Below are 21,761 nucleotides of genomic sequence, written 5' to 3'. Positions count from 1 at the left end.
AAGTCTTAGCATCACGCTCAGACTTAATTGATGTACGTTAATCCTTCTCTTGCAGGAAGGAGATTTATTTTTTGGAGAAAATGTCTAAATGAAGAAGTTATTTTGGGCCGGTTTGCTGTTATGCCTTGGGTTAACATCCTGCGTAGACTTAGATGAATCTACTTTAATTACCGATGATGCAGGTTATGTGCACCGAACCATTCATTACACCAAAGACAAACGTGGACGTAGCTATTTTCCGATGAAAATTAAAGCAACTGGTGAAAAGCGTTTTGTGTTCGATCCTAAAGCATCTGCATGGGCTGCTTATGATGAAGATGGCAATCGCTTATTAACGGGAGCAGGTTCTGCTGGGGTTGATACTTGTGAAGAAAACTCAAGTCAGTCATGCAGAACAGTAACTGGTATGTTCCGTGTTTATAACAAGCAAGGTATTAACTGTCGTTCAGGAGAATATCCTGTAGATACACGCGGTGGAGCTAAAATGCCGTACTGCATGTACTTCTATCAAGGATTCACTATTCATGCAGCCTATGATGTTCCAGAGCGCCCATCTAGTCATGGTTGCGTAAGGGTGTTCCCAAGTGCAGCAAAATGGTTAAATGAAAACTTTATGAAGATTGGTACTAAAGTAATCATCTTGGCTTACTCAGACCAAAATGGTGTGAGTCGTTCCAATGCTCAGTTATTTTAAATAATGCACATAAAACCTGTATCGGGCTACGTCCTTCAGAGTAACCTGGTTGCTTGCAACCAGGTTACTCTGAAGGTTTGAACGTAGTCCGTATTAGACACAGTCGTAATACGGGATGCAGTGACAGGCCTGATTAATTAGGCTTACCTATAACGGGCTGGTTTTGCGGAGCATTAGGAGTATTCTCAGCTGGTGGGCGAGTATCAAGATTGGTATTCTCTGGGTTATTTACCAGCACAGGTTTTTTCGTAGTAACAGTACCGCGTGGAGTCGCAATCATTTGGGTAATTCCCAGATCCCCAGTCGGTTTACGATTAACCGTTAACTCAACACTCAACAATTGACTAACTTTTTCTTTCTCATTCCGATAAACCACGACTAAAGGCAAAGTGACCTTCCACTGATTATCTTTCGCATCAGTAATAAACCCTTGCCCATCAACATGACTGCTGACCTTTAAACTTTGGGATTTAATCGCCTCGATATTACCTGACTTTTGCAATGCACTACTAAAACCAGTCCAACCTTGTTCAGTAAAACAGGTCTGTAATTTTTGCATTTGTGCATCTAAAGTATTGGGTTCAAAACTAAATGACTGAATTGCCGCTTTTTCTGACCACGCTAAAACAACAGATTGTTCAACGCTTTTAACCTGAGCCGGAATTTTATAATTACAATCAATAACCACGCTAGGTGCGAGGGCTGAGGGAATCTGAGCTGCTGGAACTGCACTAGGTCCTGATTGTGGGGTGGCAGGCGGAGTTGCTGGTGGCGTTGGATCAGCAGCATATACTTGAGTGCTAATTAGAGTAGCTAAGGCACTCCAAAGTACGGTTTTCTTCATGAAATAACTCCTTTAAATTGTGTGCAGCAATTCTGCGATAATAAGCGCTGCCAGTCTGGCCGTTTTTTGATCCTGATCCAAAGGCGGCGAAAGCTCTGCAATGTCTAAACTGACTACTTTGCCACTTTGCATGATGTATTTCAAGAGTGGCAATATTTGCCAAGGGGTTAGCCCCAATGGCTGCGGGGCACTTACCCCAGGGGCAAAACATTCAGCTAAAACATCAAGACAAATAGTTAAATAAATATGATCCAGATTCAGCATAAAATCATCAAGAAAAGCCAAATGCCAGGCAAGACTTTTCTCATAAATATCTTCTGCTGTTAAATAACGTACATTTAATTCTGCTGCACGACGAAACAACGAAGGAGTATTCCCCATCTGCTGTATACCCAGGCAACAATAATCAAATTTACGCCGATTTTCTTCACACCAGGCGGCAATTTGTGAAAAAGGAGTTCCTGAGGTTCCAAGTTGATCTTTGGGGTAAGGGCGCAAATCAAAATGCGCATCAAAATTAATAATACCCAATCGCGTGTAATTCGCTGCTAGCCCCTGATGGTGTGCCCACGCAATTTCATGCCCCCCACCTAGAGCAATGGTTTGGTGTCCCTGTTGATGGCAAAAATTAATCAAACTAGCAAATTGGCTTTGTGCCAATTCCAGCTCATCCTGTTCACAGACAATATTTCCTAAGTCGACATAAACTTTGTTATTGGAGCAAGGGAGCTTTGCTAATTGAGTTTTTATTTGGTCAGGACCTAGTTTTGCCCCTGGTCTACCCAGGTTACGTCGTACTCCAGCATCGCTAGCAAAGCCAACAAAAACGGTTTTCTTCTCTTTGCTAATTAAATCGGTTTGTTGCGTGGGAAAAGTTATTTTTTGGAAAAAACGTTCAGCATTGGGGGTATCTTTTCTTCCCTGCCATAAAAGCGGGTCAGCATGTCGATAATTGGACAGATTTTCAAACATTAATATTCTCCCTGCATTAGGCTACATATCTTGAAAGTTATTGATTCTATAGTACTTGCCATAAAAAAAGAAATTTTGCCTTTACTCGGTTAAAATATGCCAACTTAATCTAATGTCTGGTATTATCTGAGTACACTTAGATAGAAGATACAGAGGATATTGTGTTTATTATTACTGGCGGTGGAAGTGGTATAGGGAAAGCTTTAGCCTTATCTTTGGATAAACGCGGTAAAAATGTATTAATCATTGGGCGTCGAGAGCGGTTATTGAAGGAAACAGCAGCTACGGCGACAAACATTCAATATTTCTGCGCAGACGTTGCAACACCTGATGGATTAGCCGCTATAAAAATGCATCTGGATTCGGTACCGCAAATTACTGCACTGGTTAATAATGCAGGTACTTTAAACCCCTTGAGCTTATTAAAAGATGTTAAGCCTCAAGAATGGCAAAATGCAATAAATACTAATTTAAATGCACCACTTTATTTATCACAAATGTTATATGCCAAGTTAAATCGAGGTCGTGTGTTAAATATTGGTTCCGGAGCTGCTTATTTTGCGATAAAAGGTTGGGGCGCTTATTGCGTTTCAAAAGCTGCATTAGCTATGTTGTCCAAGTGCTGGCACTTGGAATCTGAATCGGTTGCTTTTGCTAGTGTAATGCCAGGGATTATTGACACGAATATGCAAGTTCTGGCTCGTAGCGATGAAAATCCAGATTGTGATCAAGGTAATTTTTATAAGCGTCTGAAAGAGAAAGGACGTTTGGTGGCACCAGAAACTGTTGCAGAATTTTTAACCTGGTTATTATTGGATGTTGATGCACAAACCTATGCTTCTAAAGAGTGGGACATTTACGACACGAGTCACCATGTGTCATGGCTTAAGGCTCCACATCAAGTTCTTCATTGGGATTTTTGATGTCTGCTTGCGATAAATTATTAGTTAATGCAAGGACTATTGATGCTTTAGGCAAACAATTAGAACAACAGGCAATTGCTATTAGTGAGGGCATTATTTCCTGGTGTGGTCCGGAAGCTGAACTGCCTGCACACTTTAATGAAACTAAAGAGCGGGTTGATTGTCATGGTCAATTAATTACTCCAGGCTTGATTGATTGTCATACACATTTGGTTTTTGCGGGAAATCGAGCCGCAGAGTTTCAGATGAAACTATCTGGTGTCAGTTATGCAGAAATTGCTCAGGCTGGTGGTGGAATTATCTCTACGGTAAAGCAAACTCGTGCGGCCTCAGAAGACGAACTCATCCAGCAATCATTACCGCGAATTTTAGCCTTAAAAAATGAAGGGGTAACCACGGTAGAAATTAAATCAGGCTACGGTTTGGATTTGCCTACTGAGCTAAAAATGCTACGTGTGGCTAAACGTCTGGGAGAAATGACTGGTTTAAGAGTACGTAAAACTTTTTTGGGTGCGCATACAGTTGGCCCTGAGTTTACCGGAAATAGTCAAGCCTATGTGGATGTGTTGTGCCAGGAAATGCTTCCCGCTTTAGCTGATACGACTTTAGTTGATGCCGTCGATGTCTTTTGTGAGTCGATTGCTTTTTCGCTTGCGCAGACAGAGCAAATTTTTCATGCGGCGCTTGCATTAAATTTACCAATAAAATGCCATGCAGAGCAATTATCTAATTTGGGGGCGAGTGAGCTTGCTGCTGAATTTGGCGCTTTATCCTGTGATCACCTCGAGTTTTTAGATGAGATTGGAGCACAGGCGATGGCTAAGTCCAATACCGTAGCGGTATTGCTTCCCGGTGCTTATTATTTTTTACGCGAACAACGTAAACCACCGGTAGATTTATTACGCCAGGCGGGAGTAGGAATGGCTATTGCTAGTGATTGCAATCCAGGCTCCTCACCAACTGCATCATTAAGATTGATGATGAGTATGGCATGCCAGTTTTTTGCTTTATCTGTTCCTGAGGTATTGGCTGGAGTAACGAGCCAAGCAGCGAAAGCTTTAAGTTTAGACAAAGAGGTTGGCCAGATTGCTCCTGGTATGGCGGCAGATTTGGTATTATGGTCCGCCACTGAGGGGGCTGCGCTGTGTTATTATTTTGCATATCCATTGCCTCACCAAACAATGATTGCTGGTCAATGGGTATCTAAGAATGATTTTGGATTTGGGAACTAAATTATGATGAACCAATTAAAATTCGTTTTATCGCTGTTAGTTATTTTTTCTTCTTTTGCTGCACAGGCAGTTACTCCGGCATTACTTAAGAAAGAAACATCGACCTATATCATTGATGTAAAATACCCACAAGGCTTTAAAGACGCGAAAGTAAATACGGTAGTAAAGGCTTTTATTGAACAAACGCAAAAAAGTTTTTTTAATGAACTATCTGAAGATGAAAATGTTGCTTTAGATGTTTCAGGTAAAAGTGGGCTAAATATTACTTATGCGATTCCTTACGAACAAAATAATGCGTTGAGTGTGCGTTTTAATGTTTCTATTTATCATCGCGGTGCTGCTCATCCATTAAATACGACTGCTGTGTTGAATTTTGTTGATAATCGCCAAGTTGAGCTTGCAGAGTTATTTGTTAATGGGGCAGATTATTTAAAGACAATTTCTGAAATCAGTAGCAAAGATATTACCGCAAAGAATATCTCTGATTCGAAATGGATCAATGAAGGGACTAAGCCAGTCGCAGAGAATTACCATGTTTGGTCTTTCTCGCCAAAAGGACTTGAGATCATTTTTGATAGCTATCAAGTGGCGGCTTACGTTTATGGCCCACAAATAGTTTCAATTCCTTTATCTGCTATTTCAGCGATGTTGAAACCTGAAATACAAAAAGTTTGGAAGTCTTGATGAGTGATACACCTTTTATAGCTGCCGATAAAAAAGTAGCCGAATTAACTTTTCGGGTCATTATTTTGGCCATAATATTGACCGTATTATTGGCTATGTCAAACGCCTATCTGGCGTTGAAGTTAGGTATTTTAACTTCTGCATCGATTCCTGCAGCCATTATTTCCATGGGAATTTTACGTTTCTTTAAAAATCCGACTATTTTGGAAAACAATGCCGTGCAAACAGCGGCCTCCGCTGGAGAGGCTGTCGCTGGCGGTATTGTATATACCATTCCCGCCCTAATCATTATTGGCTATTGGAGTCATTTTGATTACCTGACGAATTTTTTTATTGCAGTGAGTGGGGGAATTCTTGGCGTTCTGTTCTCAATTCCTTTGCGCCGTATTTTAGTTAATGATCGTAATTTAAAATTCCCCGAAGGGCGAGCTATTGCTGAGGTATTAAAATCCTCGGTAGAAAAATCCAAAATTAGCGACATCTTGATGGGGGGGGCGATTGGCGGTCTAATTGAATTGTTGCAAACGGGGTTTAAACTTATTGCAAACAGTTGGGGATATTGGTTTGTTGTTAAGCGTTCTTTATTTGGTTTAGGTGCTGGTTTTTCTGCAACCATGATAGGTGCTGGTTATTTGGTCGGGCATGATATGGCCATCAGTATCTTTTTGGGCGCTATCATTTCCTGGTTAGTTGCTTTACCTATAGTAAGCCGTGTTTATCCTGAATTTTTAACGCATTACAACCCAGAGCAAGCCGCTTCATTCTTATGGAATAGTGAGATGCGTTATCTGGGGATAGGAGCTATGCTATTTGCTGGTATGTGGACTTTTTTGAAATTAGTTAAGCCATTGTCTAAGAGCATTCAAACCTCTTTCAGTACCTTTGTAGCGAAAAGTCGGATGGATCTGCAAGTACCGCGTACAGACAAAGACATCCCACTTCCTTACCTGCTTATGGGGATAGGGGTGATGGCTTCGATTTTATTTTTATTTTTCCAATTAGTGTTGCCTTTAGCACAAGTGGGATTGGATAACGATTATTCACCTACGCTAGTATTTTTCGCTGTGCTGTACGTCTTATTTATTGGTTTTATCTTTTCGGTAATTACGGCCTATTTTTCGGGAATGGTTGGGGTTACTGCCAGTCCTGGAAGTTCAGTGGTTATTTCGGGAATGTTATTTGCTGCATGGTTGCTATTAGTTGCTATCGATCATTTCCTGCCGTTGCCATTAAGCCCTCAGCAAATACAGGCAGCAGAAGCAATTACTATTATGATTGGTTCGGTAGTTACTGGAGTTGCGGCTATTGCGAATGATAATACCCAGGATTTAAAAGTAGGGCAGTTGGTTGGTGCTACTCCCTGGAAGCAACAGCTCATGCTTTTGCTTGGGGTTGTGGTTTCTTCGCTGGTAATTCCACCAGTAATGCAGTTACTATTTAATGTTTATGGTATTGCTGGGGTAATGCCGCATCCTGGAATGGATGTGAGCCAATCTTTACCGGCACCCACAGCCGCCTTGATGGCTGCAATAACAGAAGCAGTGTTTCAAAATTCATTGCCTTGGAATATGATGTTTGTTGGCTCTGGTGTCATTTTAGTAATCATTTTCCTGAACCATATCTTTAAAATAAGACGCTTCCTAAACTTGTCCATTCTTGGGGTTGCGATAGGCATGTATTTACCTCTTTCCTCCTCATTTCCTTTATTCATTGGTGGGATGATAGCTTTATTTGTACAACGGCATTTACGTCGTGTTCAGAAAGATAAGGAAGAACAGGTTACGAGAAAACAAAAGGGTACTTTAATTGCTTGTGGTTTAGTTGCTGGTTCAGCGATCATTGATGTATTGCTCGCCATTCCATTCTCCATTGCGAAAAATCCTGATGCACTACAATTGGCTGGTGCTGGTTGGAAGAATGCCAGTGTATATTTGGGTGCTTTATCCACATTATTATTAGCCTGGTGGATCAATCGCCGCGTCTGTTCTGGAAAAATTTAAATGTAGGTCTGGCCCATTGTCGGACCATGGCCCGATCCACATTTGATCTCTAGTTAAATTTCATCACGTTCTGATTTGGTTTTGAAAGAAAATAAGCCTAAACCATATAAGGCTAGGGAAGCTGGTAGAGCAGCACAGGCTAACCATTTCTCCCCTTCTCGATAATGACAAAGGACAGTTTGAATTGGTCTATATTTGGTCAAAATTCTAAAATATAAGCATTATGAACGTTATTACTAGTTTATACAGTCATTAGGTAGGTTTGAGAAATATAGGCTGGGCTTGACAGCTCAGCCTATGGGGACATTTTACAACGATGCAATACGAATCTTATGTTGTAACAGCTTTTCTTTAGCTTGTTGTGCTTGAGCCAGTTTTTCCTGTTCTTTCGTAATAATTTCAGGAGGCGCTTTATCCGTAAATTTAGGGTTATCTAATTTACCTGAGGCCAAGTTAATGTCTTTTTCCAGCTTTGCTAATTCTTTAGCTAGGCGAGCTAACTCTGCTTCCTTATCAATTAAATCAGCCATTGGAATTAAAAGCTCAATTTCTCCTAGTACTGCAGTAGCAGAAACAGGGGGTTTTTCGCCAGCTTCCAAGTAGTTAATTTGTGTTAACTTGCTTAAAGCTTTTAATGTATGCTGATACTTTTCCATACGTTCTTTGAGTTCAGGAGTGTAGTTACGAACATACAATGGGATTTGTTTTCCTGGGGAAATCGACATCTCACTACGAATAGTACGTATTGCTTGGATTGCAGATTTTAGCCATTCCAATTCTTCTTCAATGGTATCATTGAGGAATTCTTCATCCACTTGAGGATAGCTGCTTAGCATGATGCTAGCATTGCCATTCTCGTTGGTGAGTTTTGACGTACGTTGCCAAATTTCTTCGGTAATGAAAGGCATTAATGGATGCAGTAGCTTCAGGATTTGATCCAATACGTGGAACAAGGTTTTACGAGTACCGCGTTTTAATGGAGCTAGTGCATGCTCATCATGGAGGATGGGCTTGGATAATTCCAGGTACCAGTCACAGTATTCATGCCAGACGAATTCATAAACAGTATTGGCTAACAAATCAAAGCGATAGGTTTCAAAATAATGATGTACCTTGCTAATGGTTCGTTGTAAGCGGGATAAAATCCACTGATCTGCTGGGCTGTATTGGAATGGACCATCTCCGAAATCAACTTGCTCTTCATCTGTATTTAACAATACATAACGGGCAGCATTCCATAATTTATTACAGAAATTACGATAGCCTTCTACACGGGCCACATCAAAACGGACATTACGTCCAGTTGATGCTAATGAGCAATAAGTAAAGCGCAACGCATCCGTTCCATAGGCGTTAATGCCTTCAGGAAATTCTTTGCGAGTCGCTTTAATAATTTTATCGCGAACGGATTGCAACATCAGATTGGAGGTACGCTTTTCGAGCAGTGAATCCAAATCAATACCATCAATCAGGTCAAGTGGATCTAACACATTACCTTTTGATTTAGACATTTTATGACCTTCGTTATCACGGATTAGGCCAGTAATGTATACGTCTTTAAAAGGAACTTTTCCAGTGAACTTTAGACCCATCATAATCATGCGCGCAACCCAGAAGAAGATAATGTCAAAACCTGTGACTAATACCGAAGTAGGGTAGAACTGTTCCAGTTCTGGAGTACGTTCCGGCCAGCCTAAGGTTGAAAAAGGCCATAGGGCAGAGGAGAACCAGGTATCCAGAACATCTTCATCCTGTTTTAACAGGGTGCCTTCTTTAATCTTGTATTTGAAGCGAACATCATTTTCACTGTAACCTACATAAACATTACCGTTGCTGTCGTACCAGGCTGGGATACGATGCCCCCACCATAATTGACGGCTAATGCACCAATCTTCAATATTTTCCATCCATTGAAAATAAGTTTTGCTCCAGTTTTCTGGGATAAAACGAATTTCCCCATTTTTAACCGCAGCAATAGCAGGTTCGGCTAATGGTTGGATTTTTACATACCATTGATCGGTTAATAGAGGTTCAATGATAACATTAGATTTTTCACCACGAGGCACTTTTAATTTATGCGCTTCAGTTTTAACTAAGAAGCCTTCTGCTTCCAAATCTTTAATAATTTGTTCACGCGCAACAAATCGGTCCATGCCTTGATATTTTAATGGAGCATTTTTGTTAATTAATGCTTTTTTGGTAAAGATATTGATTACTGGTAGTTGATGGCGTTTCCCAACTTCATGGTCATTAAAGTCATGGGCTGGGGTGATTTTAACGCAACCACTAGCAAATTCTTTATCAACATAGTCATCGGCAATGATGGGGATGGTGCGATCGCAAAGTGGTAATTGTAACTGCTTGCCAATTAAATGCTTAAAGCGCTCATCCTCAGGGTTTACTGCAACTGCAGTGTCGCCGAGCAAGGTTTCAGGACGAGTAGTGGCAACAATTAATGACTCAGTAGAGTCTACAACAGGGTAACGAATATGCCATAAAAAACCATCTTCTTCTTCAGATAATACTTCCAGATCTGATACCGCGGTTCCTAATTTAGGATCCCAGTTAACCAAGCGAGTTCCACGATAAATTAAGCCTTCATCATGAAGCTGTACGAATACTTTTTGGACCGCAGCTGATAAACCTTCATCCATGGTGAAGCGTTCTCTAGTCCAATCAACAGAAGCACCTAAACGTCGCATTTGTTGGGTGATGGTATTACCGGATTCTTCTTTCCATTGCCATACGCGTTCCAGGAATTCTTCACGGCTTAAATCTTTTCTATAAATGCCATTGGCTTCTAATCGGCGTTCAACAACCAATTGTGTTGAAATACCTGCGTGGTCAGTACCAGGTTGCCATAAGGTTTTGTCGCCTAACATGCGGTGATAACGAGTTAAGGCATCCATAATGGTATGTTGAAAACCATGTCCCATGTGCAGGCTTCCTGTCACATTCGGAGGAGGGAGCATAATACAGTATTTTTTGCCGTCTCCTTGAGGTTGAAAGTAGTGATGGCTTTCCCATGTTTTATAACATGCGCTTTCAATCGCTTCGGGAGAGTAGATTTTATCCATGATATAAACCTGTACTGATAAAACCAAAGATAATACCACAGGTTAGGGGGGATTTTACATGGTTCAAGGGATTTTGTGATGCTGAGTAATTGGATTGGTACAAAATGTAGCTCGTATTACGATTACGTTTAATACGAGCTACGATTTGACTATTCTAGGCCCCCTCGGACACTAGATCGTCGTCCTTTTTAGTACGATGATCTTCGGCAATATAAGTGTACATAGTTGGTACTACAAATAAGGTAAAGCAGGTACCAATTAAAAGTCCGGCAGCAATAACCAAACCGATATCAAAACGGCTTACTGCTCCTGCTCCACTAGCAATTAAGAGTGGTAATACACCAAACACCATAGCTGCAGTCGTCATTAGAATAGGTCTTAATCGTATTCCTGCTGCTTCTTCTACTGCGGCACGACGATCCAGATTTTTTTCTCGTTGCAATTGGTTGGCAAAGTCTACAATCAGAATTCCATGTTTGGAGATTAATCCAATTAAGGTAATTAAACCTACCTGAGTGTAGATGTTAATGCTTGCCAGACCTAAGTTTAACGGGATTAGGGCACCGCAAATCGACATAGGTACGCTAATTAAAACGATTAATGGATCACGGAAGCTTTCATACTGAGCTGATAGAACCAAGAAAATGATGATAATTGCGAAGACAAATGCAAATAATAACGCATTACCTTCCTGCATAAATTGTCTTGATGCACCACCATAATCGGAAGAAAAGCCTTTGGGTAAGGTTTCATTTGCTGCTTCTTGTAAGAAATGCAAACCCTCACCTAAAGTTTTTCCTGGCATCATAATTGCCTGGATAGTCGCTGAATTAAGCTGTTGGAAATGAGTGGCCGCATTAGGCGCGGTTTTTTCCTCAGCGGTAACTACGGTAGAAAGAGGGACCATCGTACCACTAATGCTTTTCACATAAATACGACCAAGTTGCTCCGGTGACATGCGGAATGAGCGATCCAGTTGAGGGATAACCTGATAGCTACGTCCCTGCAAATTGAAGTAATTTACGTAATTACCTGAAAGTGCGCTGGTTAAACTGCTTCCTACCGCTTGCATGTCTAATCCCATTTCGGATGCTTTCGCGCGGTTAATCTTTAACTCGATTTGTGGTTGGTTGAATTTCAGCGAGTTATCGACATAAATAAACATACCGCTATTTCTTGCTTTCTCCGCGAGCTGATTAGAAATTTCAAATAGACTTTGGAAGTCGTTTGTCGTTTTAATCACAAATTGCACTGGAGTACCACTACCTCCACCGGGAAGGGGAGGGGGGATAATCGCGAAGGTATTTAAGCCGGCCACATGAGATAATTTATCTTGCAAGGGCTGCTTTAACTCAAATTGGCTTTTCTTACGTTCATTCCATGGCTTGAGTACCATTCCAGAAACAGGTTGACTGCTATTTACCGTAAAGTAGTTCCCAGTTTCTGGGAAGCTTTTATAGATGTCATCAAATGGCTTCGTAAATGCTTCAATATAGTTGATTGTTGCAAATTGCGGTGCCGTTCCGATGACAAAGAAGAAGCCTTGGTCTTCCTCTGGAGCCGTTTCTGCAGCACTATGCGTATAAAGATAAGGCAGCATTAAAATCACTATGGCGGCAAATGGCAGCATAATGATTCGGGTGTCTAATAGACTGTGGAGAATGCGCTGGTATTTTTCTTTTAGCTTATTAAAAACGGTGTCAAGAAAATGGACGAATTTGCCACTACCAATATCCGCTGTTAGTACTTTAGAGCACATCATTGGCGATAAGGTTAATGCAATAAGTCCGGAAATAATTACCGCACAGGCTAGTGTAAATGCAAACTCTTTAAATAAAGCTCCAGTTAATCCCCCCATAAAGCCAATTGGTGCATAAACCGCAGCCAAGGTGATGGTCATTGCAATAACTGGAGTGGCAATTTCTCGGGCACCAATAATTGCCGCGTCAAAAGGTGTCTTGCCTTCTTCAATGTGTCGATGGATATTCTCCACGACCACAATGGCATCATCGACCACCAAGCCAATTGCGAGTACAAAGGCGAGTAGGGTAAGCAGGTTAATACTGTAACCTAACATGAGCATTAGGGTACAAACACCAACGAGCGATAATGGAATTGTTACAATAGGAATAAAGACGGAACGCATGGAACCTAAGAACAAATAAATTACCACAATAACAATGGCGGCTGCTTCAATAATGGTATGGGTTACTTCATCTAATGAGGCACGAATAAAGTCTGTCGCGTCATAAACGATGGTGCCGGTTAATGAAGGTGGAAACTCCTTGGTAATTGACGGCATAAGCGTGCGTACATCACTGATTACCGTTAATGGGTTTGCTGTTGGTGTTGGAGTAATCGAAATGAATACGGCTTTTTTACTATTAAAGGTTACTGAGGTGTCATAGCTTTGTGAGCCTAATTTAACTTTAGCGATATCATGTAAACGCACAATGGAACCTTTATCGCTTTTAACAATAAGGTTACTAAATTGTGAGGCATCATTCAGGTCGGTTTTGGCGGTGATGCTCAGCGCTACGTATTCGCCCTTAGTATTTCCCGCTGCGGTTAAGAAGTTATTTTTCGCAAGCGCTGCGGAAACATCGGAAGGTGCCACATTTAAAGCAGCCATTTTTACGGGGTTGAGGAATATTCTCATGGAGTAGGTAGATCCCCCGAGAATTTCTGCTTTAGCTACACCATCAACGGTTTGCAATTGTGGTTGCACCACACGGGTTGCATAGTCGGTGATTTGTTGAGGTGTCATTTCCGTACTGTCTAAGCTGATGTACATCAAGGCGGTTGATGAGTCTGAGGCTTTTAAAATGACGGGTTGCTGCGCTTCTTTAGGCAGCTGGTTAATGGTTTGCTGCACTTTACTCATTACGTCAGTAAAGGCGACTTGTGGATCAAAGTTTAATTTGATGTTTAGGGTAATCGTACTCATGCCCTGGGTGCTTGATGAGGTCATGTAATCAATCCCTTCAGCACTGGCAACGGCATTTTCTAATGGTGAGGTGATAAACCCTGCGATCAGATCGGCATCTGCGCCAGGGTATCCAGTCATAATAGTAATAACGGTGTTATCCATACGAGGATATTGGCGAATTTGCATGTCATGCATGGCATTGAGGCCAAACAGGAAAATGAGCAAGCTAATTACCATGGCAAGTACAGGCCGCTTGATAAAAAGATCGGTAAATTTCATAAATTATCCTGACAAAAAGTAATTCATTTTCTGGGTTAAGAATTAATTCCTAACCCAAGTATTAAGGGGCTTTACGTTATCTTTTATTGCCCCAGCAGATTGGGATTGCTGGTATCGTTGAGTCTGACTTCATTATTGATTACAACAGGAGTACCGTTTTGTAGTTTGACCTCTCCGGCACTAACAACAGGTTGTCCTGCTTTTACTCCTTTTTTAATTACGGTGTAATTTCCACGTTGTTCACCAATAGTGACAAATACACGATTTACAGTAAGCAGGTCGGAACCATCTGGATTTTTCTTACCTTCTTTATCTTTTTCAATGATGTAAACCGAGTTACCGTAGAGGCTGTAGGAAATTGCTGTTGATGGCACTACAACGGTATGTGCTTTTGCTGCTTGTTCAATTTCAATTGCGGCAAACATCCCAGGCACAAAAGCATATTTTTGTACTTTATTTTGGGCATTGGTTTCAGTACTACAAGAAACAATTTGTTTACTGCTATTGGCTTCCTGATGGGTTTTAACCAGTGGCGAGCCTATTGGATTTTTAATCGCGCTCGCAGGACAGTTCGCGAGCACACCTTGCACTAGAACGTTATGCGTATTGAGATCTACTTTAGAGTTAACCGCTGAAACTTTAGCTTCAAAAAGGAGGTCAGGAAACTGTTCTAGAGAAAAGGTAATGATTTGGTTCGGATGTACTTTTTTATACAGTTGCTCTGGAAGATAAAAGTCTAAATATAGTGGATCTAATGATTGTAATGAAACAATTGTCGTTTGTCCTGGATTAACAAACTGACCCACATTGACTTGGCGGATGCCTAAACGGCCTGAAAATGGCGCAGTAATATGTTTTTGATTAATTTGCGCTTGTGTTTGATCAACCTTTGCTTGTGCTTGATCAAGCATTGCTTTGGCTTCATCTACACTGGAAATTGGCGTTGCTCCGCGCTTAAACAAATCGGATTGACGTTTGTAACTAAGTGTTTTCAGCGCCAGATCTGATTGGTTAAATTTTAGAACAGCTTGATCAATGGAATCATCCAAAGTAACTAATGGGGCGCCTTTCTCGACATACTGCCCTGATTCAAAATCAATTTTAATCACATTTCCCGATGCTTGGGAACCTAGATCCACACCATTTAGCGCAACGAAATTGCCTACAGCATTCAGCGTGGGAACCCAATTTATCTCTTTGGCAACAGCAGATGCAACCGCAACCGCAGGGGGCTGATAGCTGGCAAAAAACCGCTTAATCATAAATGCCTTAATGAAATTAAAAGCAATAATTCCACCGAAAACAACCAATAGGGCAATGCCCATGATAGTCAAACGTTTTTTCATTAGGTGCCCCTACAAATTTAAAACTGGCCAAATATATCACGAAAGGGGGCGTTAATTCTCTCAATTATATTAATTTTATTTAATGTGTTGACAATAGATTGCATTGGCCATGATACTTTGTTCTTTCTTTGTGACACACAATGTTCTTTGTTGCAGTGGTCAAAGGTTAAGATATCATTATTTAAGTTTTCACCATGTTGGTAAGCTGGAACGTGGTTACAAAAAAAACCTATTGACTAAATACAATACTTTGCTACTATGCCGCTTTCATAATGAAAAAGGGGAAAACCATGAAGTTGAAGTCCTTGCTGTTTGTAATTTGTTTAGGCTTCTTTAGCAATCTTTTTGCAGTGACTGCACATATGCATCCAAAGGCAGATGCGGCTGATAAAAAGTCTATATCTAAAGAAATTACGTTTCCTGGCTATTGCCAAATCGAAATTATAAACGATAGTTTCACTGACGTTTATGTGTATGGAACTTTTGATGATGGCAGCACAATTGATTTCAGTATTTATCGTTACGAAGCGCCTCATTATATTAACTTATTCTACTATTTCTACTGCCATAGCGGTATGTACCTGACAATTCAATCTCCATACGGAGTTGTTTATTCTGGTTGGACTAACGTAGACAGTACTATTCACGTTGTTCCTTTTCTGAAAAATGGTGTTAAAGCTGAAATATCGCGCCGATAATTTTTGATAAGTTAAAAAGTTTATTAATAGGGAAGTTGCATTTAGGTGTAACTTCCTTTTTTTGTATATGTGGAGTAGTCCAATGAAACGTTTAATACCTTGTATGTTGTTATTACCTTTGCTGTCTTCTTGTGTTTCTGAGGGGGCATATTACGAACCAGGTTATTATGCGCCACCACCTCCACCTTATGTTGAAATACATCGTTATGAAGAGCATCGTCATTATGATCACGATGATCACGGTTCTCGCCATCATCGTCATGGTTACCGACCAGCTCCTCAAGCTCGTGTATATCAAGCCCCTGTTAATGTTCATGGAAATGGCAATGCCCATGCCCATGGCGCTAGACACGGTGGACAAGTGGTAGTTATTAATCCTCGCCAGCCACAAGCACGACCACAACCCCACGTTCAGGTGCGTCCACAAGGGCCTGCGGCCAACCCACGTCCAGCGAGTCAACCGACACCTTCTGGTGCTAAAGTAATTGTTCATCCGAATACAGTAGAACACCAAAACTAAAAAAACATAGCCCATATTAGTGCAGCTAATATGGGGCACATCACGATAATACAGGTCATCCCGAATAGAGTAAGGACTCTCTTGAATGAGGCATCATAAATCTAAACAATGCCTCATTCAGGAGAGACTTTGTCATACACATCCACAGGATGATGTGCTGGATGGCATTCGTATCCGATTAAATTTTGTGGTAGTCTTAGCTGCGTTTTTTTTATTTGAGGGATTGCAGTGATGCGTAACCTATTTAAAATCCTCCATCTGGGGTTTTTATCTTTAATTTTGGCTGCATGTGTTGCTTCGCCCGGTAGCGAAAGCACAGGGGAGTTTCTAGATAGCTCCACGACAACCACTAAAGTAAAAGCCACCTTAGTGAATGATTTAGGAGCGACTGGACTTTCAATACAAGTTAAAACTTTTAAAGATCAGGTACAATTAAGTGGTTTCGTGCCTACCGAGCGCTTAAAACAAAGAGTTGGCGCTATTGCTGCAGGTGTAGATGGTGTGAGCAGCGTTATTAACGATATCGTTGTTAAACCTTGATGTAATTATTTCCAGGCTAAGGAACTTACTTATGTTTGATGGAAGCTATACCATAGAAAATTTTGATAAAGAGCTCTTCCTGGCAATTGTCGAGGAAGAGCGTCGACAAGAAGATCATATTGAACTTATTGCATCGGAAAATTATGTGAGTCCTCGAGTGCTAGAGGCTCAAGGTTCGGTGCTGACAAACAAATATGCCGAAGGTTATCCCAGCAAACGTTATTATGGCGGTTGTGAGTACGTTGATGTGGCCGAAGTCTTGGCAATTGAACGTGCGAAAAAGCTGTTTGGGGCTGATTATGCCAATGTGCAACCACACTCTGGCTCCCAGGCAAATGCTGAAGTGATGATGGCGTTATTATCTCCCGGTGATGTTATTTTAGGTATGGCATTATCCCACGGTGGTCATTTAACGCACGGTTCTAAAGTTAATTTTTCTGGAAAATTGTATCAGGCTGTGCCTTATGGGGTGGATGAACAAACGGGATTAATTGATTACGATGAATTAGAACATTTAGCTTTAGAGCATAAACCTAAGTTAATCATTGCAGGTTTTTCAGCTTATTCACGTGTTCTTGATTGGCCACGTTTTCGAGCAATTGCTGATAAAGTAGGTGCTTACTTAATGGCTGATGTGGCCCATGTTGCTGGCTTGATCGCAGCAGGTTTATATCCTTCACCTATTCCTTATGCTGATGTAGTTACTACAACGACTCATAAGACCTTAAGAGGCCCTCGTGGTGGTTTGATTTTATGTCGTGCAAATGAGGAAGTTGAGAAAAAATTAAATTCAGCTGTATTTCCAGGCATGCAAGGCGGACCGTTAATGCATGTTATTGCAGCTAAGGCAGTCGCCTTTGCGGAAGCCTTATTACCAGAATTTAAAGCCTATCAAGAGCAAGTTTTACTGAATGCAAAAACGATGAGCTCGGTTTTAATCAGTCGGGGATATAATATTGTTTCCGGTGGCACTGATAATCATTTACTGTTAGTGGATTTAACTAATAAGGACATTACCGGTAAAGATGCTGATGCTGCTTTAGGCCGTGCCAATATTACAGTAAACAAAAATTCAGTACCTAATGATCCACGTTCACCCTTTGTTACCAGTGGTCTAAGGCTGGGAACCCCGGCGGTTACAACCCGAGGATTTAGGGAAAAAGAAATTACTCTTCTATCAAATTGGGTAGCAGATATTCTTGATGATATTAACAATGAAGCGACTATAGCGCGGGTTAAAGAAGATGTATTGCGTTTGTGTTGTGAGTTTCCGGTTTATAGGTAATCATGTATTGTCCATTTTGTCATGCAGAAGAAACCAAGGTTGTCGATTCGCGTTTAGTGGCTGATGGTGCTCAAGTACGTAGAAGGCGCGAATGCCTCGAATGCCATGAACGTTTCACAACGTTTGAAACTGCAGAGTTGATTATGCCTTTAATTATTAAGCGCGATGGTCGACGTGAAGCATTTAGTATCGATAATTTGCGTTCGGGTATGTTACGAGCGCTAGAAAAGAGACCGGTAAGCGTTGATTCTTTAGAAGAAGCGATCATCGCCATTACTCAAGAAATTCGTCGTAGAGGTGAGCGTGAAATTGACTCACAACTCGTTGGCGAGTTAGTTATGCACGCTTTGTATAGTCTGGATCATGTTGCCTATGTGCGTTTTGCTTCAGTGTATAAACGCTTTAAAGATGTAAGTGATTTCAGACAGACGATAGATCAAATGAAAAAAGATTAGGGTTTGTTTATTGCAAAATATAAACAGGCTCACAGTAAAAAAAGGATTTTGATGGGGACTAGCTTAAAAGAGTAAACTTTTAAGGTTCAAGCAAACACAAAATAAGTGTTCATAGAATAGGTAATGTGCCGTCATTTGCTAGCCTAGGCGAAGCGATGATGGCTGTTTTTTTTATTTTAGCCATGCTCTGGGCACTTACAACAAAATTCATGAGGTTATAGTGGAAAAGCAGTCTATAAGTGGAAAACGTAAAGCCCGGAAATTATCACTTCAGGCACTTTATCAGTGGTTAATGTCTGGTGCTGATTTATATGAAATTGAAGCTCAATTCCGAGTGGCAAATAATATGGAAAAAGTTGATGCTGATTATTTTTGCCGCTTATTATACGGTATTCCAGAGAATGTACAGCAGCTTGAAGAGAGCTTTGTTTCATTTTTGGATAGAGGCATCAGCGAATTAAATCCGATTGAGTTGACAGTGTTACGCATAGGGGCTTTTGAGTTAATTAACTGTCCAGATATTCCTTATAAAGTAGTTTTAGATGAAGCCATATCATTGACTAAAGAATTTGGCGCACAAGACGGATATCGTTACGTCAATGGGGTATTAAATAATCTGGCTCAACAAGTTCGTGCAGTTGAAATCAGCCTAGATAATGGTAATGGATGAGTTTTCTCTAATAGATAAGTTTTTCAAGCCGTTAGATCTAAAACGCGATGATGTTTTATTGGGTATTGGGGACGATGCTGCATGTTTGCATGTTCCCGAGGGCATGAATATATTAGTTAGCACGGATACTTTGGTTGCCAAAGTACATTTTCTTCCCGACTGGGATGCATACGATATTGCTTATCGTTCAGTTATGGTTAGTGTTAGTGATTTGGCTGCCATGGCGGCTCAGCCCTGTTGGGCTACTTTGGCATTGACCTTACCTCAAATGGAGCCTTCTTGGCTTGAGTCTTTTGCTCGTGGCTTAAGTGATTCGTTAAAGCAATTTAATATCGCTTTAATTGGTGGAGACACTACCTGTGGTCCACTTTCAATTACGTTAACCGTTTTTGGTCAAGCGCCTTGTCGTCAGGAAGTACGTCGTAGTGGTGCTAAACCTGGTGATCTTATTCTTGTATCAGGAAACTTAGGGGCAGCTGCTTTGGCGGTTAAATTTCTTGATGCTCAAGACATACCTTCATCGGATCAGGCCACCTTAATGCATAAACTATTGCACCCAACACCACGCATTGATTTAATCAAATTTTTACGTCTTTATGCTACGGCAGCTATAGATATTTCTGATGGGCTTAGTGCTGATCTTAATCATATTTGTACGGCCAGTGGGGTTGGTGCTTGTCTTAATCTAGATGCCATTCCCATAGAACCCCTGGTGAAGCATTATTATCGCAATAAAGCAGTTGACTTAGCCCTTACAGGCGGTGATGATTATGAGTTATGTTTTACAGTGCCTGAGCTGAAATTTGATTCACTGATGAGTACCTTAAAGCAAGCAGGGGTGGTTTGTTACCCCATTGGTGTGATTGAAAAACAGCTTGGGTTAAGAATTAAAACGGCTGAGAATCTGTATCATGAAATAGTCCCAAAAGGCTATTTGCATTTTTAAATCTGTAGCGTGTGTTAATTTAAGAATCTGCGTTAGGATGACGTACATGATCAGGTGAACAGTTTGCAACTGTAGTGAGAATAATAATGAAGCAAATCAATTTAGCAAATCGTGTGTGGCAAGACCCTGTTTATTTTATCGCTTTTGGTTTTGGTTCTGGTTTGATGCCTAAGGCACCAGGAACTTGGGGGACCGTGGCTGCTGTACCAGTCTATTTATTATTGATGCATTGCAATCCAATTGTTTACCTTATTTTAACCGCATTGGCATTTGTCTTGGGTGTTTGGGTCTCCGATAAAGTAAGTAATGAGTTAGGCGTACATGATTATAAAGGGATCGTTTGGGATGAAGTTGTTGGTTATCTATTAACGATGTTTATGGCACCGCAAGGATTTAAATGGATGCTATGCGGTTTTATTCTGTTTCGAATTTTTGATATTTGGAAACCCCAACCTATAGGATACATTGATGAAAAGGTAAAAGGTGGAATGGGGATTATGTTGGATGATGTATTAGCCGCACTACCTGCTTGGCTCATAATGCAGCTATTAGCTTGGAGTTTTGCGTGATGAATGAGAATCATAAGGAACTAATTAGTATTGGGTTAACGGTAGGTATTGTTGCCCTTACTTTATTTATTATCCATCGCTTTATCCCCTCGATGATTTGGGCGGCAATCATTGTTATTGCTACCTATCCTTTGTATAAAAAATGGCGGTATCTGTTTGGTAATAAAGACAACCTCGCAGCCTTTCTTTTTACAACTCTAATTGGTTTACTTTTCCTTCTTCCGTTAAGCTGGTTGGTGCGAATCCTGATTACTGAAGTTCAGTATTTCATTAATTTTTTACAAAATATAAATCAACAGGGTGGTGCTGCTCCAGAGTTTTTGAAAAATTTTCCATTCATTGGTAATGAATTGGTAGCCTATTGGGATGACAATATTGGCCAACCAGGTAAGATTCGTGATTTTCTCTCCAATGTGCATTTATCATTAGCTCCCACTAGTTATTATGTGAAACAGATAGGAACGAATTTAGCGCATCGTAGTATTCAGGTTGGTTTTACTTTATTAACATTATTCTTTTTCTATCGTGATGGGGATCAATTATTGTTTCAGATTTATCAAATAGGGGAATATTGCCTGGGAGAAAGATGGTTCCGCTATGCTGATAGATTACCTAAGGCATTGAGTGCAACTGTTAATGGCACCATCGTTGTCGGGCTGGGAGTAGGGATATTAATGGGTATTTGTTATGGCTTGGTAGGTTTCCCTGCTCCTACGTTGACTGGATTTATTACTGCTTTAGCGGCCATGATTCCTTTTGTTGTACCTATTGTTTTTGTTATTGTTGCGATGATTTTATTTTCAGCTGGAAGTATGGTTGGCGCGATCATTGTTTTGGTTTGGGGAACCTTAGTGATGTTTATTGCGGATCATTTTGTTAAACCCGTGCTTATTGGTGGTGCGATTGAACTCCCTTTTTTGGCCGTGTTATTTGGTATCTTAGGTGGGGTTGAGACTTTAGGTTTATTGGGCTTATTTATCGGGCCGGTGGTTATGGTACTCTTTGTTACGTTATGGCAGGAGCCTCAGGCCATGCCTCATATTAAACGTAAAAGGTCTATTCATTGTGGTTGGCAATGAACTGAAGCTCGTATTACGC

The 21,761-nt window shown here is 40.8% G+C and carries 19 protein-coding genes; 14 read left to right on the top strand and 5 right to left on the bottom strand.

Features of this window, described 5'->3' with window-relative positions; translation table 11 throughout:
- Positions 1 to 88 precede the first annotated feature (88 nt).
- Positions 89 to 694 carry a L,D-transpeptidase gene (locus ACQY7T_RS14640; protein ID WP_428414277.1) on the top strand — a complete coding sequence of 202 codons (606 nt, stop codon included), beginning with the start codon at positions 89 to 91 and terminating at the stop codon, positions 692 to 694.
- A gap of 133 nt (positions 695 to 827) precedes the next feature.
- On the opposite strand, the gene ACQY7T_RS14635 is transcribed toward ACQY7T_RS14640, so the two are convergent.
- Together ACQY7T_RS14635 and hutG are read right to left on the bottom strand one after the other, a co-directional pair.
- A complete protein-coding gene (locus ACQY7T_RS14635) occupies positions 828 to 1,538 on the bottom strand; it encodes a DotI/IcmL family type IV secretion protein (RefSeq protein ID WP_428414276.1) in 711 nt (236 codons plus the stop codon).
- 12 nt (positions 1,539 to 1,550) lie between these two features.
- Entirely contained in the window at positions 1,551 to 2,510 is a 960-nt protein-coding gene (gene hutG, locus ACQY7T_RS14630; protein WP_428414275.1) for a formimidoylglutamase, read from the bottom strand.
- A 161-nt stretch (positions 2,511 to 2,671) separates the two neighbouring features.
- Here hutG and ACQY7T_RS14625 point away from each other — a divergent pair, with 161 nt between their 5' ends.
- The 4 genes from ACQY7T_RS14625 to ACQY7T_RS14610 are packed head-to-tail and all read left to right on the top strand — an operon-like array spanning position 2,672 to position 7,349.
- Positions 2,672 to 3,433, top strand: coding sequence for an SDR family NAD(P)-dependent oxidoreductase (locus ACQY7T_RS14625; RefSeq protein WP_428414274.1), 762 nt, complete (start codon positions 2,672 to 2,674; stop codon positions 3,431 to 3,433).
- Entirely contained in the window at positions 3,433 to 4,665 is a 1,233-nt protein-coding gene (gene hutI / locus ACQY7T_RS14620) for an imidazolonepropionase (RefSeq protein WP_428414273.1), read from the top strand. Before ACQY7T_RS14625 ends, hutI begins: the two co-directional genes overlap by 1 nt.
- Positions 4,666 to 4,668: 3 nt before the next feature.
- Complete coding sequence (locus ACQY7T_RS14615; RefSeq protein WP_428414271.1) at positions 4,669 to 5,349, top strand: RsiV family protein; 681 nt, start codon at positions 4,669 to 4,671, stop codon at positions 5,347 to 5,349.
- Positions 5,349 to 7,349, top strand: a complete 2,001-nt coding sequence (locus ACQY7T_RS14610) for an OPT family oligopeptide transporter (RefSeq protein WP_428414270.1) — start codon at positions 5,349 to 5,351, stop codon at positions 7,347 to 7,349. Before ACQY7T_RS14615 ends, ACQY7T_RS14610 begins: the two co-directional genes overlap by 1 nt.
- A gap of 308 nt (positions 7,350 to 7,657) precedes the next feature.
- On the opposite strand, the gene ACQY7T_RS14605 is transcribed toward ACQY7T_RS14610, so the two are convergent.
- From ACQY7T_RS14605 to ACQY7T_RS14595, 3 genes are all read right to left on the bottom strand, one after another.
- Positions 7,658 to 10,426, bottom strand: a complete 2,769-nt coding sequence (locus ACQY7T_RS14605) for a valine--tRNA ligase (protein WP_428414269.1) — start codon at positions 10,424 to 10,426, stop codon at positions 7,658 to 7,660.
- A 154-nt stretch (positions 10,427 to 10,580) separates the two neighbouring features.
- Entirely contained in the window at positions 10,581 to 13,634 is a 3,054-nt protein-coding gene (locus tag ACQY7T_RS14600; protein WP_428414268.1) for an efflux RND transporter permease subunit, read from the bottom strand.
- A gap of 83 nt (positions 13,635 to 13,717) precedes the next feature.
- Positions 13,718 to 14,980 (bottom strand): efflux RND transporter periplasmic adaptor subunit, encoded by a 1,263-nt coding sequence (locus ACQY7T_RS14595; protein ID WP_428414267.1) that lies wholly within the window; start codon positions 14,978 to 14,980, stop codon positions 13,718 to 13,720.
- A gap of 290 nt (positions 14,981 to 15,270) precedes the next feature.
- Between ACQY7T_RS14595 and ACQY7T_RS14590 the strand changes: the two genes are divergently transcribed.
- The 9 genes from ACQY7T_RS14590 to ACQY7T_RS14550 all read left to right on the top strand — a co-directional run bounded on the left by ACQY7T_RS14590 (position 15,271) and on the right by ACQY7T_RS14550 (position 21,742).
- Positions 15,271 to 15,678, top strand: coding sequence for a hypothetical protein (locus ACQY7T_RS14590; RefSeq protein WP_428414266.1), 408 nt, complete (start codon positions 15,271 to 15,273; stop codon positions 15,676 to 15,678).
- A gap of 82 nt (positions 15,679 to 15,760) precedes the next feature.
- Entirely contained in the window at positions 15,761 to 16,198 is a 438-nt protein-coding gene (locus ACQY7T_RS14585) for a hypothetical protein (RefSeq protein ID WP_428414265.1), read from the top strand.
- Positions 16,199 to 16,429: 231 nt separating this feature from the next.
- On the top strand, positions 16,430 to 16,738 hold the full coding sequence (locus ACQY7T_RS14580) for a BON domain-containing protein (RefSeq protein WP_428414264.1): 309 nt from the start codon (positions 16,430 to 16,432) through the stop codon (positions 16,736 to 16,738).
- Positions 16,739 to 16,769: 31 nt separating this feature from the next.
- The gene (glyA, locus tag ACQY7T_RS14575; RefSeq protein ID WP_428414263.1) at positions 16,770 to 18,023 is read left to right on the top strand and encodes a serine hydroxymethyltransferase; all 1,254 of its coding nucleotides are present in this window, start codon (positions 16,770 to 16,772) and stop codon (positions 18,021 to 18,023) included.
- A 2-nt stretch (positions 18,024 to 18,025) separates the two neighbouring features.
- Positions 18,026 to 18,478, top strand: a complete 453-nt coding sequence (gene nrdR / locus ACQY7T_RS14570) for a transcriptional regulator NrdR (protein ID WP_428414262.1) — start codon at positions 18,026 to 18,028, stop codon at positions 18,476 to 18,478.
- A 220-nt stretch (positions 18,479 to 18,698) separates the two neighbouring features.
- On the top strand, positions 18,699 to 19,148 hold the full coding sequence (gene nusB / locus ACQY7T_RS14565; protein ID WP_428414261.1) for a transcription antitermination factor NusB: 450 nt from the start codon (positions 18,699 to 18,701) through the stop codon (positions 19,146 to 19,148).
- Positions 19,141 to 20,094 (top strand): thiamine-phosphate kinase, encoded by a 954-nt coding sequence (thiL, locus tag ACQY7T_RS14560; RefSeq protein WP_428414260.1) that lies wholly within the window; start codon positions 19,141 to 19,143, stop codon positions 20,092 to 20,094. Before nusB ends, thiL begins: the two co-directional genes overlap by 8 nt.
- Before the next feature lie 86 nt (positions 20,095 to 20,180).
- On the top strand, positions 20,181 to 20,663 hold the full coding sequence (locus ACQY7T_RS14555; protein ID WP_428414259.1) for a phosphatidylglycerophosphatase A family protein: 483 nt from the start codon (positions 20,181 to 20,183) through the stop codon (positions 20,661 to 20,663).
- Positions 20,663 to 21,742, top strand: a complete 1,080-nt coding sequence (locus ACQY7T_RS14550; protein ID WP_428414330.1) for an AI-2E family transporter — start codon at positions 20,663 to 20,665, stop codon at positions 21,740 to 21,742. The genes ACQY7T_RS14555 and ACQY7T_RS14550 overlap by 1 nt, the downstream gene beginning before the upstream one ends.
- Positions 21,743 to 21,761 lie beyond the last annotated feature (19 nt).

It is taken from the genome of Legionella sp., assembly GCF_965140895.1.
Lineage (GTDB): Bacteria > Pseudomonadota > Gammaproteobacteria > Legionellales > Legionellaceae > Legionella.
The sequence above is the reverse complement of the archived record's forward strand: the minus strand, read 5'-3'. Positions and strand labels throughout refer to the sequence as shown.

Coding starts and splice junctions, on each gene's coding strand:
- hutI (WP_428414273.1), top strand. CDS start 3,433: ATGTCTGCTTGCGATAAATTATTAGTTAATGCAAGGACTATTGATGCT.
- ACQY7T_RS14640 (WP_428414277.1), top strand. CDS start 89: ATGAAGAAGTTATTTTGGGCCGGTTTGCTGTTATGCCTTGGGTTAACA.
- ACQY7T_RS14550 (WP_428414330.1), top strand. CDS start 20,663: ATGAATGAGAATCATAAGGAACTAATTAGTATTGGGTTAACGGTAGGT.
- glyA (WP_428414263.1), top strand. CDS start 16,770: ATGTTTGATGGAAGCTATACCATAGAAAATTTTGATAAAGAGCTCTTC.
- ACQY7T_RS14600 (WP_428414268.1), bottom strand. CDS start 13,634: ATGAAATTTACCGATCTTTTTATCAAGCGGCCTGTACTTGCCATGGTA.
- ACQY7T_RS14595 (WP_428414267.1), bottom strand. CDS start 14,980: ATGAAAAAACGTTTGACTATCATGGGCATTGCCCTATTGGTTGTTTTC.
- ACQY7T_RS14610 (WP_428414270.1), top strand. CDS start 5,349: ATGAGTGATACACCTTTTATAGCTGCCGATAAAAAAGTAGCCGAATTA.
- ACQY7T_RS14605 (WP_428414269.1), bottom strand. CDS start 10,426: ATGGATAAAATCTACTCTCCCGAAGCGATTGAAAGCGCATGTTATAAA.
- ACQY7T_RS14555 (WP_428414259.1), top strand. CDS start 20,181: ATGAAGCAAATCAATTTAGCAAATCGTGTGTGGCAAGACCCTGTTTAT.
- ACQY7T_RS14585 (WP_428414265.1), top strand. CDS start 15,761: ATGAAACGTTTAATACCTTGTATGTTGTTATTACCTTTGCTGTCTTCT.
- nrdR (WP_428414262.1), top strand. CDS start 18,026: ATGTATTGTCCATTTTGTCATGCAGAAGAAACCAAGGTTGTCGATTCG.
- ACQY7T_RS14590 (WP_428414266.1), top strand. CDS start 15,271: ATGAAGTTGAAGTCCTTGCTGTTTGTAATTTGTTTAGGCTTCTTTAGC.
- hutG (WP_428414275.1), bottom strand. CDS start 2,510: ATGTTTGAAAATCTGTCCAATTATCGACATGCTGACCCGCTTTTATGG.
- thiL (WP_428414260.1), top strand. CDS start 19,141: ATGGATGAGTTTTCTCTAATAGATAAGTTTTTCAAGCCGTTAGATCTA.
- ACQY7T_RS14635 (WP_428414276.1), bottom strand. CDS start 1,538: ATGAAGAAAACCGTACTTTGGAGTGCCTTAGCTACTCTAATTAGCACT.
- ACQY7T_RS14580 (WP_428414264.1), top strand. CDS start 16,430: ATGCGTAACCTATTTAAAATCCTCCATCTGGGGTTTTTATCTTTAATT.
- ACQY7T_RS14615 (WP_428414271.1), top strand. CDS start 4,669: ATGATGAACCAATTAAAATTCGTTTTATCGCTGTTAGTTATTTTTTCT.